We start from the raw sequence: 17,902 nt of genomic DNA, 5'->3' as shown, positions 1-17,902 counted from the left end.
TCATCTGTTTGTCATAAAAACTACTTACTATTTGAACGGTAAAATATTGAAACATAGATAAAATGCTAAATTTCATAAATAAAGTGTTTTATAATAAAAAAATTACAGTTGTATTTTATTTGTAACAAACAAATGAGGTACACTATGTAAGTATTTTGGGTTAAGTGTATTTTGCGGTCGCTTAATCCAAAATTAAAATAAAAAAGCTATTAAAAGTTTATTTAACTACACGGGAAAATAAAATGAAAATTCAACTTCGCAAAACAGCTCTATCACTTGCTATAGCAGCATGTGTTGGTGTGAGTGGTGCTGCAATTGCAAACGAAACAACCTCTGCAATTAAAGGTCAAATAAAGGGTCCTAACGGTAACCCTGCTGCAGGAACTAAAATTACTATTTTACACGTTCCTTCAGGCTCTGTTAAAACAACTGAAGTAAATGACGCTGGTTACTTTACTGCTAAAGGTCTTCGTGTTGGCGGCCCTTACAAAGTAATTGTAGACTCAGACATCTACGCTGACCAAGAGTTCAATAATATTATCTTGAACATTGGTAGCGACTACCCTGTTAATACTTCACTTGAAAATATCTCAGATGTTGAACAAATTGTAGTAACTGGTCGCCCTATTAGCACTATGTCTGGTGGTACGGGTCCTGCTTCAACATTCACATTAAGCGATCTTGAAAATCAACCAGCTATTAACCGTGATTTAAAAGATATTATTCGTATTGACCCTCGCGTTGCTATCGATGATAGCCGTGGTTCAATCAACTGTGGTGGTGGTAATCCACGTTTTAACAGCTTAACCCTTGATGGCGTTCGTATGAACGATAACTTTGGTTTAAGCTCAAATGGTTACCCTACTATTCGCGCTCCGTTCTCTTTTGATTCAATCGAGCAAGTAGCGGTAGAATTAGCCCCTTTTGATGTTCAATATGGTGGTTTTACATCATGTAACATCAATGCAGTTACCAAATCTGGCGGCAACGACATTCACGGTGGTGTATTCTACGATTACACTAACGATTCGATGAAAGGCGATAAGATTGAAGGTAATGACGTTGATAACGGCGATTACAGTGAAAAACGTTATGGCTTTAATGTTGGTTTACCGCTAATTAATGACACGCTGTTCCTTTTCACTTCTTACGAAAAACTTGAAGGTGTTAAACAGTTTAACTATTCATCTTTAGTGTCTTCTGCAGAAATTGATGAAATTAAACAAATTACACGTGATGTTTATGGTTACGAAGCCGGTGTAACACCAGCTAGCTCACCAGTAGAAGATGAAAAAATCCTAGTGAAGCTAGATTGGAACATCAACGATGACCACCGTGCTAACCTAATTTATAACTACAATGATGGCTTTACTTTATCGCAATCAGATGCAGATGGTGATGAGCTCGCATTTGACAGCCACTTTTATGAGCAAGGCGCAGAGTTTACTTCAATCGTTGCATCACTTTACTCTGATTGGAATGACAACTTTTCAACTGAAGTTCGTTTAGGTAAATCAGAGCTTGACGCTCGCGTTCAATCTTTAGACGCAGCAAGCGGTTTTGGTGAGTTCCAAATCAGCACAGACAATGCCACGGTGTACGTTGGTCCTGATGACTCTCGTCAATCAAATGATTTAAACTACGATACCACAACAGCTAAATTCTCAGGTACCTACTACCTTGATCAGCACACGATTACCGCTGGTTTTGAGTATGAAAAGTTAGAAGTATTTAACCAATTCGTACAACATACTGAAGGTGAATGGCGTTTTGCTTCGATTGACGCATACAGAAATGGGATTGCTAATGCAGTTTATTATAATAACTCTGCAAGTACGAATAACCCAAATGATGCAGCTGCTAACTTTGCTTATTCACAAAATACATTTTATGTACAAGATGAATACAGCTTTTCAGATATCGATGCATCATTAACATTTGGTCTTCGTTACGACAGCTATTCAAGCGATGACAAACCAACATTAAATCAGAATTTCACTAATCGTTACGGTTTTAGCAATCAGTCAACGTTTGACGGTATTGATTTAATTCAACCACGCGTAGGTTTTGAGTGGTATGCAACCGATGCACTAGAAGTACGTGCGGGTGTTGGTTTGTTCTCAGGCGGTAACCCTAATGTATGGTTGTCTAACTCATATTCAAATGATGGTATCACCAATATTGGTGCTTATATCAGCGATATCAGTAATTCTTATAAAGTTGGTTCTGGTGATGATGAAGTCACTCTAGTTGACCTATTTGATACGCCAAATGTAAATGGTGGTACTCCAGGTTACGACGTTCCACAAGATATGTTTGACAAAGTAGCAAATACTGAAATTGGTTCGGGTGATGCTACAACAAACGCGGTAGATCCTAACTTTGAAATCCCATCAGAGTGGAAGTACTCCTTAGGTGCTACATATACTACAGAAAACGACTATGTTATTGCTTTGGATTACCTTTACACTAAGAAGCGAGATGCAGCGACTCTTGTAGATATTGCTTTACAAGATTCTGGTAAAACTACTTTTGATGGTCGTCCTATCTATGAAAGAAAAGAAGATCCATTAAATCCAGGTAAATATCGTAGTGGTGAACTATTACTAACAAATGTGAATGGTGATAGTGGTGAGTCTTCAATTATATCTGCTGCAGTAAGTAAAGCTTTTGATAATGGCGTTAGCGTTCAGTTCTCATACGCTTACACTGATGCAGATGATGTAAACCCAATGACTAGCTCTGTAGCCAGCTCAAACTACGGTAACCTAGCAACATCAAACCCAGGTAACCCTGGCGTGGCATCATCTGATTACGAAATCCCACATCGCTTTACATTAAACCTAGGTTATAAACACGAGTTCTTCGATGGTTATAACACCCGCTTTAACCTATTTGGTGAAGCATACAAAGGTTTACCATATAGCTTTACCTATAAGAGTAATCGCGACACCGGTGCGGGCGATATTCAATTTGGTGATAGAAACTCTAATGGCGCGCGTCAATTATTGTATGTACCACTTGAAAATGATCCAAACGTTGTCTACAACATGAGTGCTGATGAAATCAATGAGTTTAACGACTTTATTGCATCTGAAGGTCTTAAACGTGGTGAAATCACTGGTCGTAACCAACAGAACTCTGATTGGTTTGTTAAATTTAACTTTAAAATCACTCAAGAAGTACCTGGCTTTATGGATGGCCATAAAGGTGAAGCATTCTTCGTAATCGATAACTTAACGAATATGTTAAACGATGATTGGGGTGTATTAAGAAAAGGCTCTTTCGTGGGTAATAAGATGGTTGAAGTAAATATTAATGACCAAGGTCAATACGTTTACTCAAACTTCAGTGCACGTAGTGCTGAACAGTCTGTACAACGCGATGCCTCTTTATGGGAAATGCGTGTAGGTGTTCGTTACACGTTCTAATTTGATTGATTAAATTAGTGTATTTAAAAGCCCACTTTGTGGGCTTTTTTATGCCTGTAATTTATTTTTTAATTTATCAAAAATTGCGATTAGCTGATGCTGTTCAGCATCCGACAGGCAGCTTAATAATGCACGCTCCCACTGCAATGCTTGTGGCGTTATTTTTTCATATAAAGCCATGCCCTTATCACTTAGCATCAAAAATGCAGCGCGCTTATCATGCTTATTTAACTCGCTATAAATAAGCCCTTCATCAATTAGCGTTTTTACTGCCCTTGATACTGTCGACTTATCCATATCCGCTTGAGTACATAGCTGCTTTGCTGTGCTTTGCCCAGATTGTGCTAAATTAGCGATTATTCGCCACTGAGGAATAGTTAAATCAAACTCTTTTTTATAAATACTCGAAAAATCATTACTTACCTGTGTTGCTAAGTGTGTTAATTGATAAGGTAAAAATGTCGTTAAATCTATTTTCATATTGAATCACTTATTTATTTACATACGACTTTTATTTGTTCACTTTTATTTACAAGAGTCATAATCAGTGTGTTTGATATTAGTCTCACTTGAGAGTATCTTAGCGTAAATAACAAAAATATAACACTCCCCCACTTTCACAGGAGTCAGTAATGGCGACACAATTAAACTATATGACCGGCTTTGGTAATGAATTTGAAACCGAAGCGCTGCCTGGTGCATTACCGATTGGGCAATTTAGCCCGCAAAAAGTAAAATACGATTTATACGCAGAGCAATTTAGTACCACTGCATTTACTGCTCCGCGCGCCGATAATCGCCGCACGTGGATGTACCGTATTCGTCCATCAGTTGTACAAGGCGATTACACAGCCATAGACAATGGCTTAATTAGAACAGCACCCATTACTGAAGTGCCAACGCCGCCCACCATGCTTCGTTGGGATCCCATTGATATACCAGCAGAACCTACTGATTTTATTGATGGGTTGATCACTATGGCTGCAAATGGCAGCGCCAATGGGCAAGCCGGTATTGGCATTCATGTTTATGTCGCTAACAAATCAATGGACAAGCGCTTTTTTTATAACGCCGATGGCGAAATGTTATTTGTACCACAACACGGCGAGTTATTACTTAAAACAGAACTCGGGCATTTAAGTATTAAAGCCGGTGAAATTGCGGTCATTCCGCGCGGCATTAAGTTTCAGGTTCAATTATTAACTGACACAGCCCGTGGGTACATTTGTGAAAACTACGGCCATGCTTATGTTCTTGCTGAGCGCGGCCCTGTTGGCGCAAATGGTTATGCTAATGACCGTGACTTTCAATATCCAGTAGCGGCTTTTGAAGACATCGAAGGCGAATTTGAACTGATTGCTAAATTTAATGGCAATATGTTTCGTTGTGATATTGGTCATTCTCCTCTTGATGTTGTTGCTTGGACAGGTAACAGTGCGCCTTACAAATACGATTTGGCCCGCTTTAATGTCATGAATACCGTTAGCTTTGATCACCCCGATCCATCAATTTTCACGGTACTAACCTCGCCATCAGGCACTGAAGGCGTTGCAAATATCGATTTTGCTATTTTCCCACCGCGTTGGATGGTGGCTGAAAACACCTTCCGCCCGCCTTACTATCACCGTAATATTATGAGTGAGTTTATGGGTTTAATTGAAGGCGTTTATGATGCAAAAGAGCATGGTTTTGTACCTGGAGGGATGAGCTTACATAACTGTATGTCGCCGCATGGTCCTGAGGCGGATGTATTTGAAAAAGCGTCAAACGCGGACTTAGAACCACAACGCTACGATAATACGCTGGCGTTTATGTTTGAGTCACGTTATGTAATATCTCCAACTAAATACGCATTAGAAGGTAAAGAGCGCCAAGCTAATTACACTGACTGCTGGCGCACAATTAAAAAACACTTTAACGGCAATCAAGGGTAATTAGATTATGAAGCTTTATACTTATTTTCGCTCATCTGCAGCGTATCGTGTGCGCATCGCATTAAACCTAAAAAATATTGATCACCAGTTGGTGCCGGTAAACTTACTAAAATCAGAGCAACAAAGCACAGATTACTTACAGAAAAACCCCCAAGGACTTTTACCTGCTTTAGAAACAGAAGACGGCGTATTAGGTCAATCTCTAGCAATTTTAGAGTACCTTGAAGAGCAATACCCTGAAACACCATTACTGCCTGGTAATGCATGGCAAAAAGCACATATTCGCAATTTAAGTTATGCAATTGCCTGTGATATTCACCCGATTGATAATTTACGTGTGCTTAAGTATTTAAGTAGTGAACTCAATGTTGATGATGAAGCAAAAAATAAATGGTACCGCCACTGGGTTGAAGTGGGTTTTGAAAAAATAGAACGCATGCTCGATAGTAAAAATACATTTTGCGCAGGCGAGTCGCCAAGCTTAGCTGATGTATGTTTAGTACCGCAGGTATTTAATGCCATTCGTTTTAAAGTAGATATGGCTGCCTACCCTAAAATAGCAGCCATATATCAGCGTTGTAATGAGTTGGCAGCCTTTATTGATGCAGCCCCTGAAAATCAACCTGATGCAAACTAATAGAGTAAATTAACTTTTAAGTGCACTGTGTATTACCGTCACATGCTCAATTAAATCTAAGCCCAGTTCGGTTAAATAACCGCCATCTGGGCTATCTATAACCCCTTTATCGAACAAACGTTGTGCTGCGCTTAGTAAGGCGGGTTCAGCGTCTGAATGAAGTTTAATTCCCTGCATTTTGCTCTCGCGTGGAAATTTTGCTAGTAGTGTAAATTCGTCAATCATGGTTTGATTAAATAGCATATCTGTTCACCTTTTTATTGTTCTGTGTTTTACTTATATTGTCTTACTTACCCTAGCATGTTTTTTGCTAAGTGTACTTATTTTAAACACTGGAGGTTTTTGATGCGTTATTATTTTACTTCGTTTATTACTGTTTTATGCTTGTGTTTTTCAGCTTTAAGCTTCGCTAGCACAATAAAAACGCTTCCTATTGTTGATGCTACCCAGCTTATAAACACTAACACTGAGTGCTGGTATGATAATAAACGTTACAGCGAAGGAGCTATACTGCAGGTTCACTCAGTTACGCTTATTTGTGCTGCAAAGTACCCCCAACATAACAACAGTCAATTGATTTGGCTAAAGCTTGATAAGCAAGGTAACCTTATTTACCCCAAGAAGCCTGCAACTATTACTGTAAATTAATCAAGATTAACAATCTGGAATCTGCCAGCCATCTCCAAACTATTAAGATGCGGTGGGATACGTTACAATACATGCAGTTTATAAAAGCAGTGTGACTATGAATAATCAACCAAAAAACCCGCTACATGGGATAACTTTAGAGCAAATTCTTGTAGAACTAGAGCAACGCTTAGGCTTTAAAGCAATGGGTGAACAAGTAAACATAAAATGCTTTACTGATTCTCCGAGTATCAAATCAAGCTTAAAATTTTTACGTAAAACCCCATGGGCAAGAGATAAAGTAGAAGCACTTTATATTCATACCATGAGTAATAAACCGCTACGAAAACCCAGAAATAAACCAAAACTAACAGAGCCCACGCAACCTGATACATCAGATTTTGTATGGCCCTCTATTAAAAAATAAATGAGTGCTAAATGGCGTAATATTTACGCCATTTTTAGTCAGTTAGTTTTGTTCTTGGCATATTACATTCAATGAAGCAGGGTGAATACTCACTACCACTTTATCGGCAGATTTAACCTCACCATCAATTACATAATCTAGCGTTTTATCTGCGCTTATCTCTACACGTTTTGCGTTAGTATAATGCGAGTTAATAGCAAAATGTGTTTGCGTGATACTGCTAAACATTAGCTCAGCAATACTCAATACTGTGGTTTCATTGTCTTTGTTTGGCGTTAACCAGTTTACGTCTAATAATCCATCACGGTGGTCGGGTTGTCCCCCACCTTGGGCTAAAAGGGTTGTAAATGGGGCAGCATTAGCGACAATAAAGCTATTTGTATTAATAGCTTCAGGCTCATTATCATCGAGTTTAACCATCAGCTTTTGCGCTTTATTCTCGCCAAAGGAATGTAAAAACCCATTTAAATAAGCAAGCTGGCCAGATTTATTTTTCGACTCTCTATCTGCTCTTTCAATCATTGCATGCTCAAAGCCAATGCCAATTAGCAATAACATCAAATCGTTATTACAATATGCGGTATCGATCAGGTTTGTCTGACCATCAATTATTAAATCGCACGCTTGCTCAACAGGAATAAATTTAGATTTTATTCCCATCAGCACATGGGCCAACGCATTAGCTGTCCCCAACGGTATAATTCCTAATCGACAAGACGTACCCACTAAAACACTCGCAACCTCAGTGACTGTGCCATCTCCACCGCAGGCAATTATAATATCAGGCTCGTGCTCTATAGCTTTTTTAGCCAATGTAATGCCGTTTTGTTCCGGTGTAGTTTTTAAAATGGTTAAATCATAATAAGCAGATAAACGTGTAACGATTAAATGCTCTTTTTCAGACCATAACTTAGTGCCTGATACAGGATTAGCAATTAAATATGCTTTATTTTTTATCACTAGCTCACCTCTTCGGTGGCGCTTAACTAAATGGCGTAATTGGCGTTTATTAAGATTGGCTGTTTCACGTGTTTCTTTGATTTGAGCAAGAATGTCATGTACATCAGCTTCTTTATTTTGACTCAATAAATACGCTGCCATAACAAACACCGAACGTCCGCGACCTAATGCACAATGCACCACAACACGACGGTCTTTCTTTATATGGTGATGGATCCAGTTAATTGCCTGGTTTAATTGCGAGTGAGTAGGCACACTATGATCAAGAACAGGAATGTTTAAATAACTAATATTTTCTTGGGTAGATGTCCACTCAAGTCCATCAAATTCACAAGTCACATCTAAAATAGCGGTAATGCCATTTTCTTTTAATGTATCTATATCAGAGGGAAACAAACGACATGCTAAAAATAAGTTATCGTTTATTTGTTGAATTGGGGGTACCTTATCGTGTTTGCGTGACCATGCATTATAAATTTGTGCACCTAACAAAAAAGGAACAAATGCCCAACGAATGTAAAAAGGGATAACGCCATTTTCTCGCTTTCTGAATATTTTTCCCGCATTAAAAAAATAAGCACCGCTGACCAATATCAGCGACAGCGCCGTCCAAAAAAATGCAACCGCGAAGTAAACAGAATTAACCTTCAATCCCAGTACTATAAATACTAATGCTGTTACAAGATAACTGACTGCAGCCCACATGTGCTCTCCTTTAAGTTGGCAGCGCCATATTAGCGCCTTTAATATAGTCCTAACTTGCAAATAATACGCCAAAAAAGCAATTTATCATGTTTGATGCCACTGCACCACCGGTGTTGAAACCACATCACTTAACCATAACCCACTGTTAATCATAACTTTTTTAATATCAAAAGTTATGACTTCACGCTAAAACATCGTACTCAGTTTTTATCGATTACGCTTAAATAAAAGCAGCTAAATTGATATAACTCTTTCATATTTACAACAATATCAGTCAAATATTCATAGTTATTTAATGCTTCAACTTATTATTTATCAAATGGCATAAGTAATGTTTTCATCGCTGGGCGCAGTGCAATCAATACGGTTTCCTCGGTCAATTCAGGAAATAACATTTTTCGTAATAGCAATCCGGCCATCACTGAGAAAATCACATTAATGCGGCTTTCGAGTTCTTGCTCTGAATGTGATTTTATTAAACTACTTTCACTGACTAATAAATCACGCATTCTGTTACGTGCTTGCGTATCAGCCTCGCGTAGTAATAAAGCGACTTTTTTGTTTCTACTGGCCTCTGCCATCATGTCTAAGTCAACTACGCAGGCCCCCGTGTCCATATGACGCTGCACACCATGGTGTAAGCCATCAAGTAACACCGTTAAAATATCGCCAGGTTGATCTTCAAACTCTTGAAATATGGAAAACATTTCTTCCATATCTTGTTCAATAATACTTTCAATTATGGCTTCTTTACTTTCAAAGTAATTATAAATATGGCCGGCACTCATCCCGGCTGTTTTAGCTATTTCTGCCATACCTGCGCCATGGTAGCCTTTGCGACGAAAACAATCAGCAGCGGCGGTTAATACCTGCTCGCGACGCGCTTGTGCTTGCACCGGATCTAGGTGTTTTTTATTTTTAGGTTTCATTTGAAACTCCAGTATCGAGTCTCTCAACTCGAAATATTTAGTGTTTACTGCTTTGATCACAAAAAATAAACGCTAAACGGGCATTACTTTAATCACGCATAAAACCTTTTATTGTTAACAGGCTTTATGCGTACTAATTTACTTAACGGTTGAAGTAGTGGTCTGCCAGCCACCGCCAACCGCTTTGTATAAATTGATTTGGCTTGCAAGCACAGCTTGTTGGCCCGTGATCAATTGCTGCCTTGCGCTATACCAAGTTCGCTGAGCGTCAAGCACTTGTAAAAAGCTATCAACCCCTTTGTCGTAGCGCGCCTGCGATAATTCAAAGGTTGTCTTTCGGCTTTGTAATAACTCCTCAAGAGCCATTAACTGTGCGTTATAGCCTTCTCTATCCGCAAGTACATCAGCAACTTCACGAAATGCTTGCTGTATTTTTTGCTGGTACGTTGCTACAGCAACTTGTTGCTCTGCGTTAGCGACATCTAAATTTGCTTGATTTCGACCCATATTAAAAATAGGTAAATTTACCGATGGCATGAAGCTCCATGTGCCTGAGCCTGCATCAAATAAATTACTTAAATCACGTGATGCAGTTCCTGCATTGGCAGTTAAACTAATGCTCGGGTAAAACGCTGCACGGGCAATACCAATGTTAGCGTTAGCGGCTAACAGCTGATGCTCTGCTGCTTTTATATCTGGTCGCTGCGTTAGTAAATCAGAAGGTAAACCCACAGGCACACTAGGCAAGTCTAATAAATAATTTAATGACTTACTTGGCAGTAAATCCTCACCTACCGTTTTACCTACTAATAAATCAAGCGCGTTTTTATCGCGTTTCACTAAACGTTGGTATTTAGCAATATCAACTTTCGCTGTGGCTACCGTACTTTTAAGCTGTTCCAGCGTAATTTTAGAAGCGGCACCTAAATCAACACTTTTTTGGGTTAGTGATAAGGATGCTTGCTGCGATGATAACGTCTCTTGTGCCAACGCTAACAACTGTTGATCGGTCGCGTAATTTAACCAGGCATTAGCAAGCTCTGTAATTAACGACACTTGCATGGTGTATTGGCTCAGCTGAGTTGAATAAAGCGTTTGTAATGCTTGCTCTGACTGATTGCGTACTTTACCCCATAAATCTAACTCGTAAGCCGTCATGCCTACCGTTGCACTGTATTGAGAACTTATTTGTGGTTGACCACTTGCTGATAAATCGCTGGGTAAACGCTGACGACTTCCTGATGCATTAAAATCCAGTGATGGATATAACGCTGAATCTTCAATCTGATACAAACCACGCACGCGCTGAACATTTAAAGCGGCTATTTGTAGGTCTTTATTATGTTCAAGACTTTGTGATATCAGTGTTTTAAGTTTTTCATCATTAAAAAACTGCTGCCATTTTAACGAGGACACCTGCTCATCCCCTGTCTCTGATGCATACGCATCAGGGACAGGTAAATTTAGCGCTTCTTGTTGAGGAGCTAACTGACATCCAGATAAAATTGCTAAAGTAAAAGCACTAAAACTGATTGCTCTTAAACTCATTATACTTCCTCCTCGGAGGTGGTTTTAGCTTTTCCTGAAAACAGTCTACGTACTAAAACAAAAAACAACGGTACAAAAATAACAACCAATGACGAGGCGGCAAGTGTTCCACCAATAATTGAAATACCTAATGCATTTTGTGCACCTGAACCAGCACTTGAGGCAATAGCTAATGGAAGCACACCACACACAAAGGCCATTGAGGTCATTAAAATAGGACGTAAGCGAAGTCGTACAGCGGCAATCGCCGAGTCAACTAAGCTTAAGCCTTCTTCCATTTTATGAATCGCAAACTCAACGATTAAAATGGCATTTTTAGAGGCTAAACCTATGGTGGTTAATAAACCCACTTGTAAGTAAATATCGTTTGATAAGTTACCCATAAAGGCGGCTACAATCGCACCAAAAATACCCAGTGGCACAATCATCATTACTGCAAATGGTACTGACCAACTTTCATAAAGCGCAGCTAAACATAAAAATACAAATAACAGTGATAATCCATATAACAACGGCGCTTGACCGCCACTTGATCGCTCTTGATATGAAATACCAGTCCATTCAGAAGCAATACCTTGTGGTAACTGCTTAACTAAACGCTCCATTTCATCCATGGCTTGACCTGTACTGTAGCCTGGCGCTGCACTGCCTTGGATTTCCATTGCTGAAAAGCCGTTATACCTTTCCAAGCGAGGCGAACCATAAGACCAATAAGAACTAGCAAATGCTGAAAATGGCACCATATCGCCGTTTTTATTACGCACATACCATTTGTTTAAGTCCTCAGGCACCATTCTCGCATCGGCTTGACCTTGCAGGTATACTTTTTTCACGCGACCACGGTCGATAAAGTCATTTACATAACTACTACCCCACGCCGTCGAAAGCGTACTATTAATATCACCTTGCGACACACCAAGCGCTTCTGCTTTTGCAAGATCAATATCCAGCTGTAACTCAGGCATATCTTCTTGCCCATTAGGGCGAACACCTGCCAATATTGGACTTTGACTCGCCATACCTAATAACTGATTACGCGCTTTTAATAGCTCATCATGACCTAAACCGACACGGTCTTGTAGAAACATATTAAAGCCATTTGCGGTTCCAAGTTCAACAATCGCCGGAGGTGGAAATGCAAATACAAATGCCTCTTTAATCGTTGAAAAATACCCCATGCCTTTTCCTGCAACGGCGCCCACTGATAGGTCGTCACGTTGACGCTCATCCCAGTGCTTTAAACTAACAAAGCCAATTGCTGAGTTTTGTCCAGAGCCTGCAAAACTAAAACCTGTTACCGTAAAAATTGAACTAACGGCTTCAGATTGATCTTCTAAATAGTGGTTTTCAACTTTTTTAACCACTTCAAGCGTTTGTTCTGTAGTAGAGCCTGCAGGAAGCATTACTTGGTTAAACAAAATACCTTGGTCTTCATCGGGTAGAAATGCCGTTGGTAAGTTTGAAAAAATAGCCACCATGCCGCCTACAATTAATGCATAGCTAAGCAGGTAGCGCTTAGAATGTTTGATCATGCGGCCAACAAAACCTTGCGCACCTTTATTGGTTTTATCAAAACCACGGTTAAAGCCTGAGAAAAAACGACCAATAAAACTACCATCGGTGTGAACATGGCTAGGCTTTAATAACGTAGCACACAGCGCGGGAGTTAAAATAAGCGCAACCAGTACCGACAGTCCCATCGCCGACACTAAGGTAATAGAGAACTGACGATAAATAACCCCAGTAGAGCCACTAAAGAATGCCATCGGAATAAATACAGCCGACAGCACCATCGCAATACCTACCAGTGCCCCTTTAATTTCATCCATCGATTTTCGCGTTGCTTCAACCGCAGAGAGCTTTTCTTCGGTCATTAAACGCTCAACGTTTTCGACAACAACAATCGCATCATCTACGAGTAAACCAATGGCCAGTACCATCGCAAACATCGTGAGGGTATTAATGGAATACCCAAAGGTAAATAGAATACCAAACGTACCTAGCAATACGACAGGCACCGCAATGGTTGGAATAATAGTTGCTCTGAAGTTTTGTAAAAATAAGTACATTACAACAAATACCAAAACGACCGCTTCGATTAGGGTATGTACTACTTTTTCGATTGATAATGCAACAAAAGGAGTGGTGTCATAAGGCACAACCGCCTCTAAACCTTCTGGAAAAAAAGGTTTAAGTTCTTCAAGTGCATCTTTTACACCTTGTGCTGTATCTAAGGCGTTTGCGCCACTGGCTAATTTAACCCCTAAACCCGATGCCGGTTTACCATTAAAGCGCGCTACAACACCGTAGTTTTCACCACCGAGTTCCACATCAGCAACATCTTGTAAACGCACTACCGAGCCATCGCTGTTGGTTTTAACTAAAATATCTTTAAACTGCTCAGGTGTTTGTAATCGGCTTTGAGCCGTCACCGTTGCATTAAGCTGTTGACCTGCCAATGAAGGCATACCACCGAGCTGACCTGCCGACACTTGCGCATTTTGTGCTTTTATTGCCGCAGAGATATCGTTTGGCGTTAGTTTATAACTTTGTAACTTAGCCGGATCGAGCCAAATACGCATTGCATATTGAGAGCCAAACAATTGTACTTCGCCCACCCCATCAACACGCGCTACAATATCTTGCACGTTTGATGATACGTAATCACCAATGTCAATGTTGGTCATACTGCCATCTTGCGATACAAAACCAACAACGAGTAAAAAACTAGACGATGACTTAGCAACCACAACGCCTTGTCGTTGCACTTCTTCAGGTAATAACGGCGTAGCTGTTGCTAGTTTATTTTGCACTTGTACTTGTGCAATATCAGGGTTAGTTTCTGCATCAAAGGTAAGAGTCAATGTTGCTGAACCACTTGATTCAGAGGTCGATGACATATACAACAAGCCATCTAAACCTTTCATTTTTTGCTCAATAACCTGGGTTACCGAGTCCTCTAAAGTACGCGCAGAAGCACCTGGGTAGTTAGCAGTAATCGTAATAGCAGGCGGTGCAATAGACGGATACTGAGCAACGGGTAAACTTTTAACCGCAATAATACCTGCAAGCATCACCACAATAGCCAGTACCCATGCAAAAATAGGCCTGTCGATAAAAAATCGTGACATGAAATTCTCCGTTATTGGCTGTTATTTGCTGATGACTGTACTTGTGATGCAGCAACCGGTGCGCCTGGGCGAATTTTCTGTAGCCCTTCCACAATCAATTGATCGCCATCAGCTAAACCGTCGGTTACCAACCAGTTAGCGCCCAAAGTACGCTCTACCTTTAATACACGGCTTTCAACGGTATTGTTTTTGCTAACAACCATAGCAGTAGGTTCGCCTTTAGTATTGCGGCTAACGCCGCGTTGAGGAGCGAGAATTGCATTAGATTTCACCCCTTCAACAACCTCAGCACGTACATACATACCAGGTAGCAATAGTTTTTCAGGGTTTGGAAACTTCGCGCGTAACGTTACCGAACCCGTACTTGGGTCAACCGTCACTTCAGAGAACTGTAATGTTCCCTTATGGGGATACGCAGAGCCATCTTCCATAATAAGTTCAACATCTGTTTGCGTGGTTGAATCAACCCCTAAAGAACCCGATGCCAATGCTCTTTTTAGCTTGGTTAGTTCATTGCTTGATTGGGTTAAATCTACATAAATTGGATCAAGCTGAGTAACGGTTGCCAATGCTGTGGTTTGAGCTGCGCTGACTAGTGCCCCGACAGTGACACTTGATTTACTAATTTGGCCGCTAATTGGCGAAGAAACATGGCTATAATCAAGATTAATTTGCGCGCTTTGTAACTGTGCTTTCGCCGTTAATAGTTCTGCAGATGCTTGCTTGTATGCTGCATCTGCTTCATCAAAGTCTTGCTGGCTTACCGCTTTAATTTCTAGTAATTCTTTATAACGCGACGCTTTAGATTTACTGCTTGCAATACTAGCCTCTGCGCGCGCAACGGCCGCTTTGCTGGCTGCGAGTTCTGCTTCAAAAATGTCAGGATTAATTTGATAAAGCGCTTGGCCTTGCTCAACCTGTGTGCCTTCTTCAAATAACCGAGATTGAACAATGCCACTGACTTGAGGACGAATTTCAGCAATTTGAAACGCACTAACACGCCCTGGTAATTCTTTTTTAAGTGTAATAGCTTGGCTTGTTAAAGTGACCACACCAACAGGTGTCGCTGCAGGAGCAGAAGCCTTAGGTTGTTCAGCTACCTGATCACAACCACTTAGAGCAACAGAACCAACGAGGGCCGAAAATACAAAAAAAGCGATGCGGGAACGCTGCATGTCAAATACCTTTTAGTTTAGAATGAACGATCATTCTAAACTATAGTACAGCAATTAAAAATAGCCACTGAGCAACATTTACACATTTTTACAATTGAATAGATAAGTAACACAAACAATAGCTGAGTTATTTAAGCAACACCCATAAAAAAAGCAGCCAATGAACTCTCATTGGCTGCTCTTAAGCTATGTTGGCTGTCATTATTCGTTGTCAGTATTAACTCTAGAGACTAGTAACTGCTCAATACGAATTCCTTCCACGTCCACAACTTCAAATTTAAAACCTGCAAATAAAACAAACTCTGCGCGTTTAGGAATATGTTTCATGGTATAAATTAAATATCCGGCCACGGTTTCATAATGATTTTGATCAGGAAATTCATCAATTTCAAGTACCTTCGCCAGCTCAACAATCGGGGTTAAGCCATCCACTAACCAAGAACTCGCGTCGCGTTCAATAATTAACTCTTCACTTTGATGAGTAATTAAATCGCCCATAAAACCTTTCATTAAATCTTTAACCGTAACAATCCCAACCACCAAAGCATACTCATTAACTACCACCGCAAAAGGATGCACAGCGGTTTTAAACGCATTTAACGCTTCAGATAAACTCAATGTTTCGGGCAAGTAAAAAATATCTTTATCAAGCATGTCATCGTTAATATTTGCCGCCTCACCTTTGAGTACTTGGCGTAAAATATCTTTAGACTCAACAGAGCCAATTAACTTATCAAGATTGCCTTTGCACACTAAAAAGTGATTGTGCGGGTGATCTATAATTTTATTTGCTATATCGTCGCTAGATTCATCAATATCAAAATAAACAATTTGCTCACGAGGTGACATAACGCTTGATAAGAAACGCGCTTCTAAATCAAATACATTTCCTATTAAATCATACTCTTGTTGCTGTAAACTGCCATATTCAGCACCAGCATCCATCATCGCAACAATATCTTCAGTGGTCACAATATCTTCACGTTCACTGGGCACTTTAAACACCCGTAAAACAATATTGGTTAAGCCATTAAAAAATAATACCAGTGGCGTGAGCGCAAAAGTAACCCAGCGCATAATTGTCACCACCCTCACGGCAACGGCCTCAGGTAAAATCATCGCTAAACGCTTTGGTAGTAAATCGGCAAATAAAATAAATAACGAGGTAATAATTAAAAACGATAATACAAAGCTAATTTGCCCAAGTAATGGACCTTGATAAAACAGCTGTAGTATTTCTTGCATGTAAGGAGACAATGCTTGCTCGCCAACAATCCCGCCTAATATCGCAATCGCATTGAGCGTAATTTGGATCATGGCGAAAAAAGCCCCAGGCTGCTCTTGCAGCTTTAAAACCGCCAAAGCGTGCACATTGCCCTCGTCCGCCATTACTCTTAACTTAATTTTGCGTGAAGCGGCAATCGAAATTTCTGACATCGCAAATAACGCACTCATCAAGATTAATAACGCAATCCCGATTAAATCACCCATTTATAACTCCAAAATAATCGCTTTTACAAGCAAAAGCAGCTGGATTATAGACGCTTTTATAGACAGGGCAATTGATATTTAAATAATATTAATAACTAATAAAAATCAAAAGCTTAATATTTATAGTTTAGACTCATATGAAGAAAAAGCCGCGCTAAGTTGTTGCTTTACGTTATCGGGTAGATTTTTATTACAGGCGAAATATAAAGGGGCTTGATGGGCGTTAATGGGCATGAGTAATTCGAGTTGTAATTTATTTAATAAATGAGATTGTTCATGTTTTATTCGCTGCGCTGGTATAACAACTAAATCAATACTCGAACTTCGGGTTTGGATTATCTTAAAAATATTATCAAAACTACTAAACAGCATTAAATTTTCGTTTTCTTTAAAGCCCTTTGAAAGTAAGTAATGATGGCTGTAGTTATCTTTTAAAACCGCAATACGGTATTGCTTTGCCTGCTCTAAATTAGTTAAGGAAATACCTTTGCTTTTAAGGGAGTAAAAATTAGTGTCAAATTGGGCAAGCTTAGCAAACCAAATAAAATTATGTTCCCGCTCAGGCGAACGAGAAATAGAAAATATACAGGTTTGGGGATCTCTCAGTGCAATATTGTAAGCCATACTCCAATCATTTACAGAAATTGAATAATCAATACCTACGCTATCAAGCACTAATCGGACTTTATCGGCAGCATCACCTACTAAATTGTTATTCGCGTCCAGATACTGCGCAGGCGCAAAGTTCTCTGTCACAACAGTAAGTTTAGCCGCACAATGATGACTTACAATGAACAATAATACACAATACCACTTAGTCACAATAACCCACTATATAAAATTTAAGATGTTACTTTTTTGATAAAAGCAAATTTAATATAGCGGATTATTTACAAATAGCCAATTT

Annotated in this window: 14 protein-coding genes; 5 read left to right on the top strand and 9 right to left on the bottom strand. The window is 39.7% G+C overall.

From position 1 onward, the window contains the following. Positions 1-242 precede the first annotated feature (242 nt). The gene (locus PISS_RS17715) at positions 243-3,431 is read left to right on the top strand and encodes a TonB-dependent receptor (RefSeq protein WP_058155916.1); all 3,189 of its coding nucleotides are present in this window, start codon (positions 243-245) and stop codon (positions 3,429-3,431) included. Positions 3,432-3,479: 48 nt separating this feature from the next. Here the strand turns inward: PISS_RS17715 and PISS_RS17710 are convergent, their stop codons facing one another. Further along, positions 3,480-3,911 carry a MarR family winged helix-turn-helix transcriptional regulator gene (locus PISS_RS17710; protein ID WP_058155914.1) on the bottom strand — a complete coding sequence of 144 codons (432 nt, stop codon included), beginning with the start codon at positions 3,909-3,911 and terminating at the stop codon, positions 3,480-3,482. 152 nt (positions 3,912-4,063) lie between these two features. On the opposite strand from PISS_RS17710, the gene hmgA reads away from it, so the two are divergent. Continuing rightward, positions 4,064-5,365, top strand: a complete 1,302-nt coding sequence (gene hmgA / locus PISS_RS17705) for a homogentisate 1,2-dioxygenase (protein WP_028834129.1) — start codon at positions 4,064-4,066, stop codon at positions 5,363-5,365. Positions 5,366-5,372: 7 nt separating this feature from the next. Further along, the gene (gene maiA / locus PISS_RS17700) at positions 5,373-6,002 is read left to right on the top strand and encodes a maleylacetoacetate isomerase (RefSeq protein ID WP_016899147.1); all 630 of its coding nucleotides are present in this window, start codon (positions 5,373-5,375) and stop codon (positions 6,000-6,002) included. 9 nt (positions 6,003-6,011) lie between these two features. Here the strand turns inward: maiA and PISS_RS17695 are convergent, their stop codons facing one another. Further along, the gene (locus PISS_RS17695) at positions 6,012-6,245 is read right to left on the bottom strand and encodes a TIGR02647 family protein (protein ID WP_008112333.1); all 234 of its coding nucleotides are present in this window, start codon (positions 6,243-6,245) and stop codon (positions 6,012-6,014) included. A gap of 102 nt (positions 6,246-6,347) precedes the next feature. Here PISS_RS17695 and PISS_RS17690 point away from each other — a divergent pair, with 102 nt between their 5' ends. Both PISS_RS17690 and PISS_RS17685 read left to right on the top strand, forming a co-directional pair. Continuing rightward, on the top strand, positions 6,348-6,650 hold the full coding sequence (locus PISS_RS17690; RefSeq protein ID WP_013463144.1) for a DUF1496 domain-containing protein: 303 nt from the start codon (positions 6,348-6,350) through the stop codon (positions 6,648-6,650). Between the two features lie 97 nt (positions 6,651-6,747). Continuing rightward, positions 6,748-7,056 (top strand): VF530 family protein, encoded by a 309-nt coding sequence (locus PISS_RS17685; RefSeq protein ID WP_028834132.1) that lies wholly within the window; start codon positions 6,748-6,750, stop codon positions 7,054-7,056. Between the two features lie 42 nt (positions 7,057-7,098). On the opposite strand, the gene PISS_RS17680 is transcribed toward PISS_RS17685, so the two are convergent. The 7 genes from PISS_RS17680 to PISS_RS17650 all read right to left on the bottom strand — a co-directional run bounded on the left by PISS_RS17680 (position 7,099) and on the right by PISS_RS17650 (position 17,817). Beyond that, positions 7,099-8,721, bottom strand: a complete 1,623-nt coding sequence (locus tag PISS_RS17680) for a diacylglycerol kinase family protein (RefSeq protein WP_058155912.1) — start codon at positions 8,719-8,721, stop codon at positions 7,099-7,101. 308 nt (positions 8,722-9,029) lie between these two features. After that, positions 9,030-9,650 carry a TetR/AcrR family transcriptional regulator gene (locus tag PISS_RS17675; RefSeq protein WP_008464339.1) on the bottom strand — a complete coding sequence of 207 codons (621 nt, stop codon included), beginning with the start codon at positions 9,648-9,650 and terminating at the stop codon, positions 9,030-9,032. Between the two features lie 138 nt (positions 9,651-9,788). Next, positions 9,789-11,198, bottom strand: a complete 1,410-nt coding sequence (locus PISS_RS17670; protein WP_058155910.1) for an efflux transporter outer membrane subunit — start codon at positions 11,196-11,198, stop codon at positions 9,789-9,791. Then, positions 11,198-14,329 carry an efflux RND transporter permease subunit gene (locus tag PISS_RS17665; protein WP_013463139.1) on the bottom strand — a complete coding sequence of 1,044 codons (3,132 nt, stop codon included), beginning with the start codon at positions 14,327-14,329 and terminating at the stop codon, positions 11,198-11,200. The genes PISS_RS17670 and PISS_RS17665 overlap by 1 nt, the downstream gene beginning before the upstream one ends. An 11-nt stretch (positions 14,330-14,340) precedes the next feature. After that, positions 14,341-15,504 (bottom strand): efflux RND transporter periplasmic adaptor subunit, encoded by a 1,164-nt coding sequence (locus PISS_RS17660; protein WP_013463138.1) that lies wholly within the window; start codon positions 15,502-15,504, stop codon positions 14,341-14,343. A gap of 201 nt (positions 15,505-15,705) precedes the next feature. Further along, positions 15,706-16,995: a polyamine export protein PaeA gene (gene paeA / locus PISS_RS17655; RefSeq protein WP_013463137.1), complete on the bottom strand. Its 1,290-nt coding sequence runs from the start codon at positions 16,993-16,995 to the stop codon at positions 15,706-15,708. Between the two features lie 120 nt (positions 16,996-17,115). Then, entirely contained in the window at positions 17,116-17,817 is a 702-nt protein-coding gene (locus PISS_RS17650) for a substrate-binding periplasmic protein (protein WP_058155908.1), read from the bottom strand. Positions 17,818-17,902 lie beyond the last annotated feature (85 nt).

Origin of the sequence: Pseudoalteromonas issachenkonii, assembly GCF_002310795.1 — a bacterium.
In the GTDB taxonomy this organism is placed as follows: Bacteria; Pseudomonadota; Gammaproteobacteria; order Enterobacterales; family Alteromonadaceae; genus Pseudoalteromonas; species Pseudoalteromonas tetraodonis.
Note: the sequence above shows the minus strand (reverse complement) of the source record. Positions and strands in the feature narration are given on the sequence as shown.

What these genes read in the sequence shown, in the direction of transcription:
- PISS_RS17715 (WP_058155916.1), top strand. Translation starts at nt 243, where the DNA reads ATGAAAATTCAACTTCGCAAAACAGCTCTATCACTTGCTATAGCAGCA.
- PISS_RS17710 (WP_058155914.1), bottom strand. Translation starts at nt 3,911, where the DNA reads ATGAAAATAGATTTAACGACATTTTTACCTTATCAATTAACACACTTA.
- hmgA (WP_028834129.1), top strand. Translation starts at nt 4,064, where the DNA reads ATGGCGACACAATTAAACTATATGACCGGCTTTGGTAATGAATTTGAA.
- maiA (WP_016899147.1), top strand. Translation starts at nt 5,373, where the DNA reads ATGAAGCTTTATACTTATTTTCGCTCATCTGCAGCGTATCGTGTGCGC.
- PISS_RS17695 (WP_008112333.1), bottom strand. Translation starts at nt 6,245, where the DNA reads ATGCTATTTAATCAAACCATGATTGACGAATTTACACTACTAGCAAAA.
- PISS_RS17690 (WP_013463144.1), top strand. Translation starts at nt 6,348, where the DNA reads ATGCGTTATTATTTTACTTCGTTTATTACTGTTTTATGCTTGTGTTTT.
- PISS_RS17685 (WP_028834132.1), top strand. Translation starts at nt 6,748, where the DNA reads ATGAATAATCAACCAAAAAACCCGCTACATGGGATAACTTTAGAGCAA.
- PISS_RS17680 (WP_058155912.1), bottom strand. Translation starts at nt 8,721, where the DNA reads ATGTGGGCTGCAGTCAGTTATCTTGTAACAGCATTAGTATTTATAGTA.
- PISS_RS17675 (WP_008464339.1), bottom strand. Translation starts at nt 9,650, where the DNA reads ATGAAACCTAAAAATAAAAAACACCTAGATCCGGTGCAAGCACAAGCG.
- PISS_RS17670 (WP_058155910.1), bottom strand. Translation starts at nt 11,198, where the DNA reads ATGAGTTTAAGAGCAATCAGTTTTAGTGCTTTTACTTTAGCAATTTTA.
- PISS_RS17665 (WP_013463139.1), bottom strand. Translation starts at nt 14,329, where the DNA reads ATGTCACGATTTTTTATCGACAGGCCTATTTTTGCATGGGTACTGGCT.
- PISS_RS17660 (WP_013463138.1), bottom strand. Translation starts at nt 15,504, where the DNA reads ATGCAGCGTTCCCGCATCGCTTTTTTTGTATTTTCGGCCCTCGTTGGT.
- paeA (WP_013463137.1), bottom strand. Translation starts at nt 16,995, where the DNA reads ATGGGTGATTTAATCGGGATTGCGTTATTAATCTTGATGAGTGCGTTA.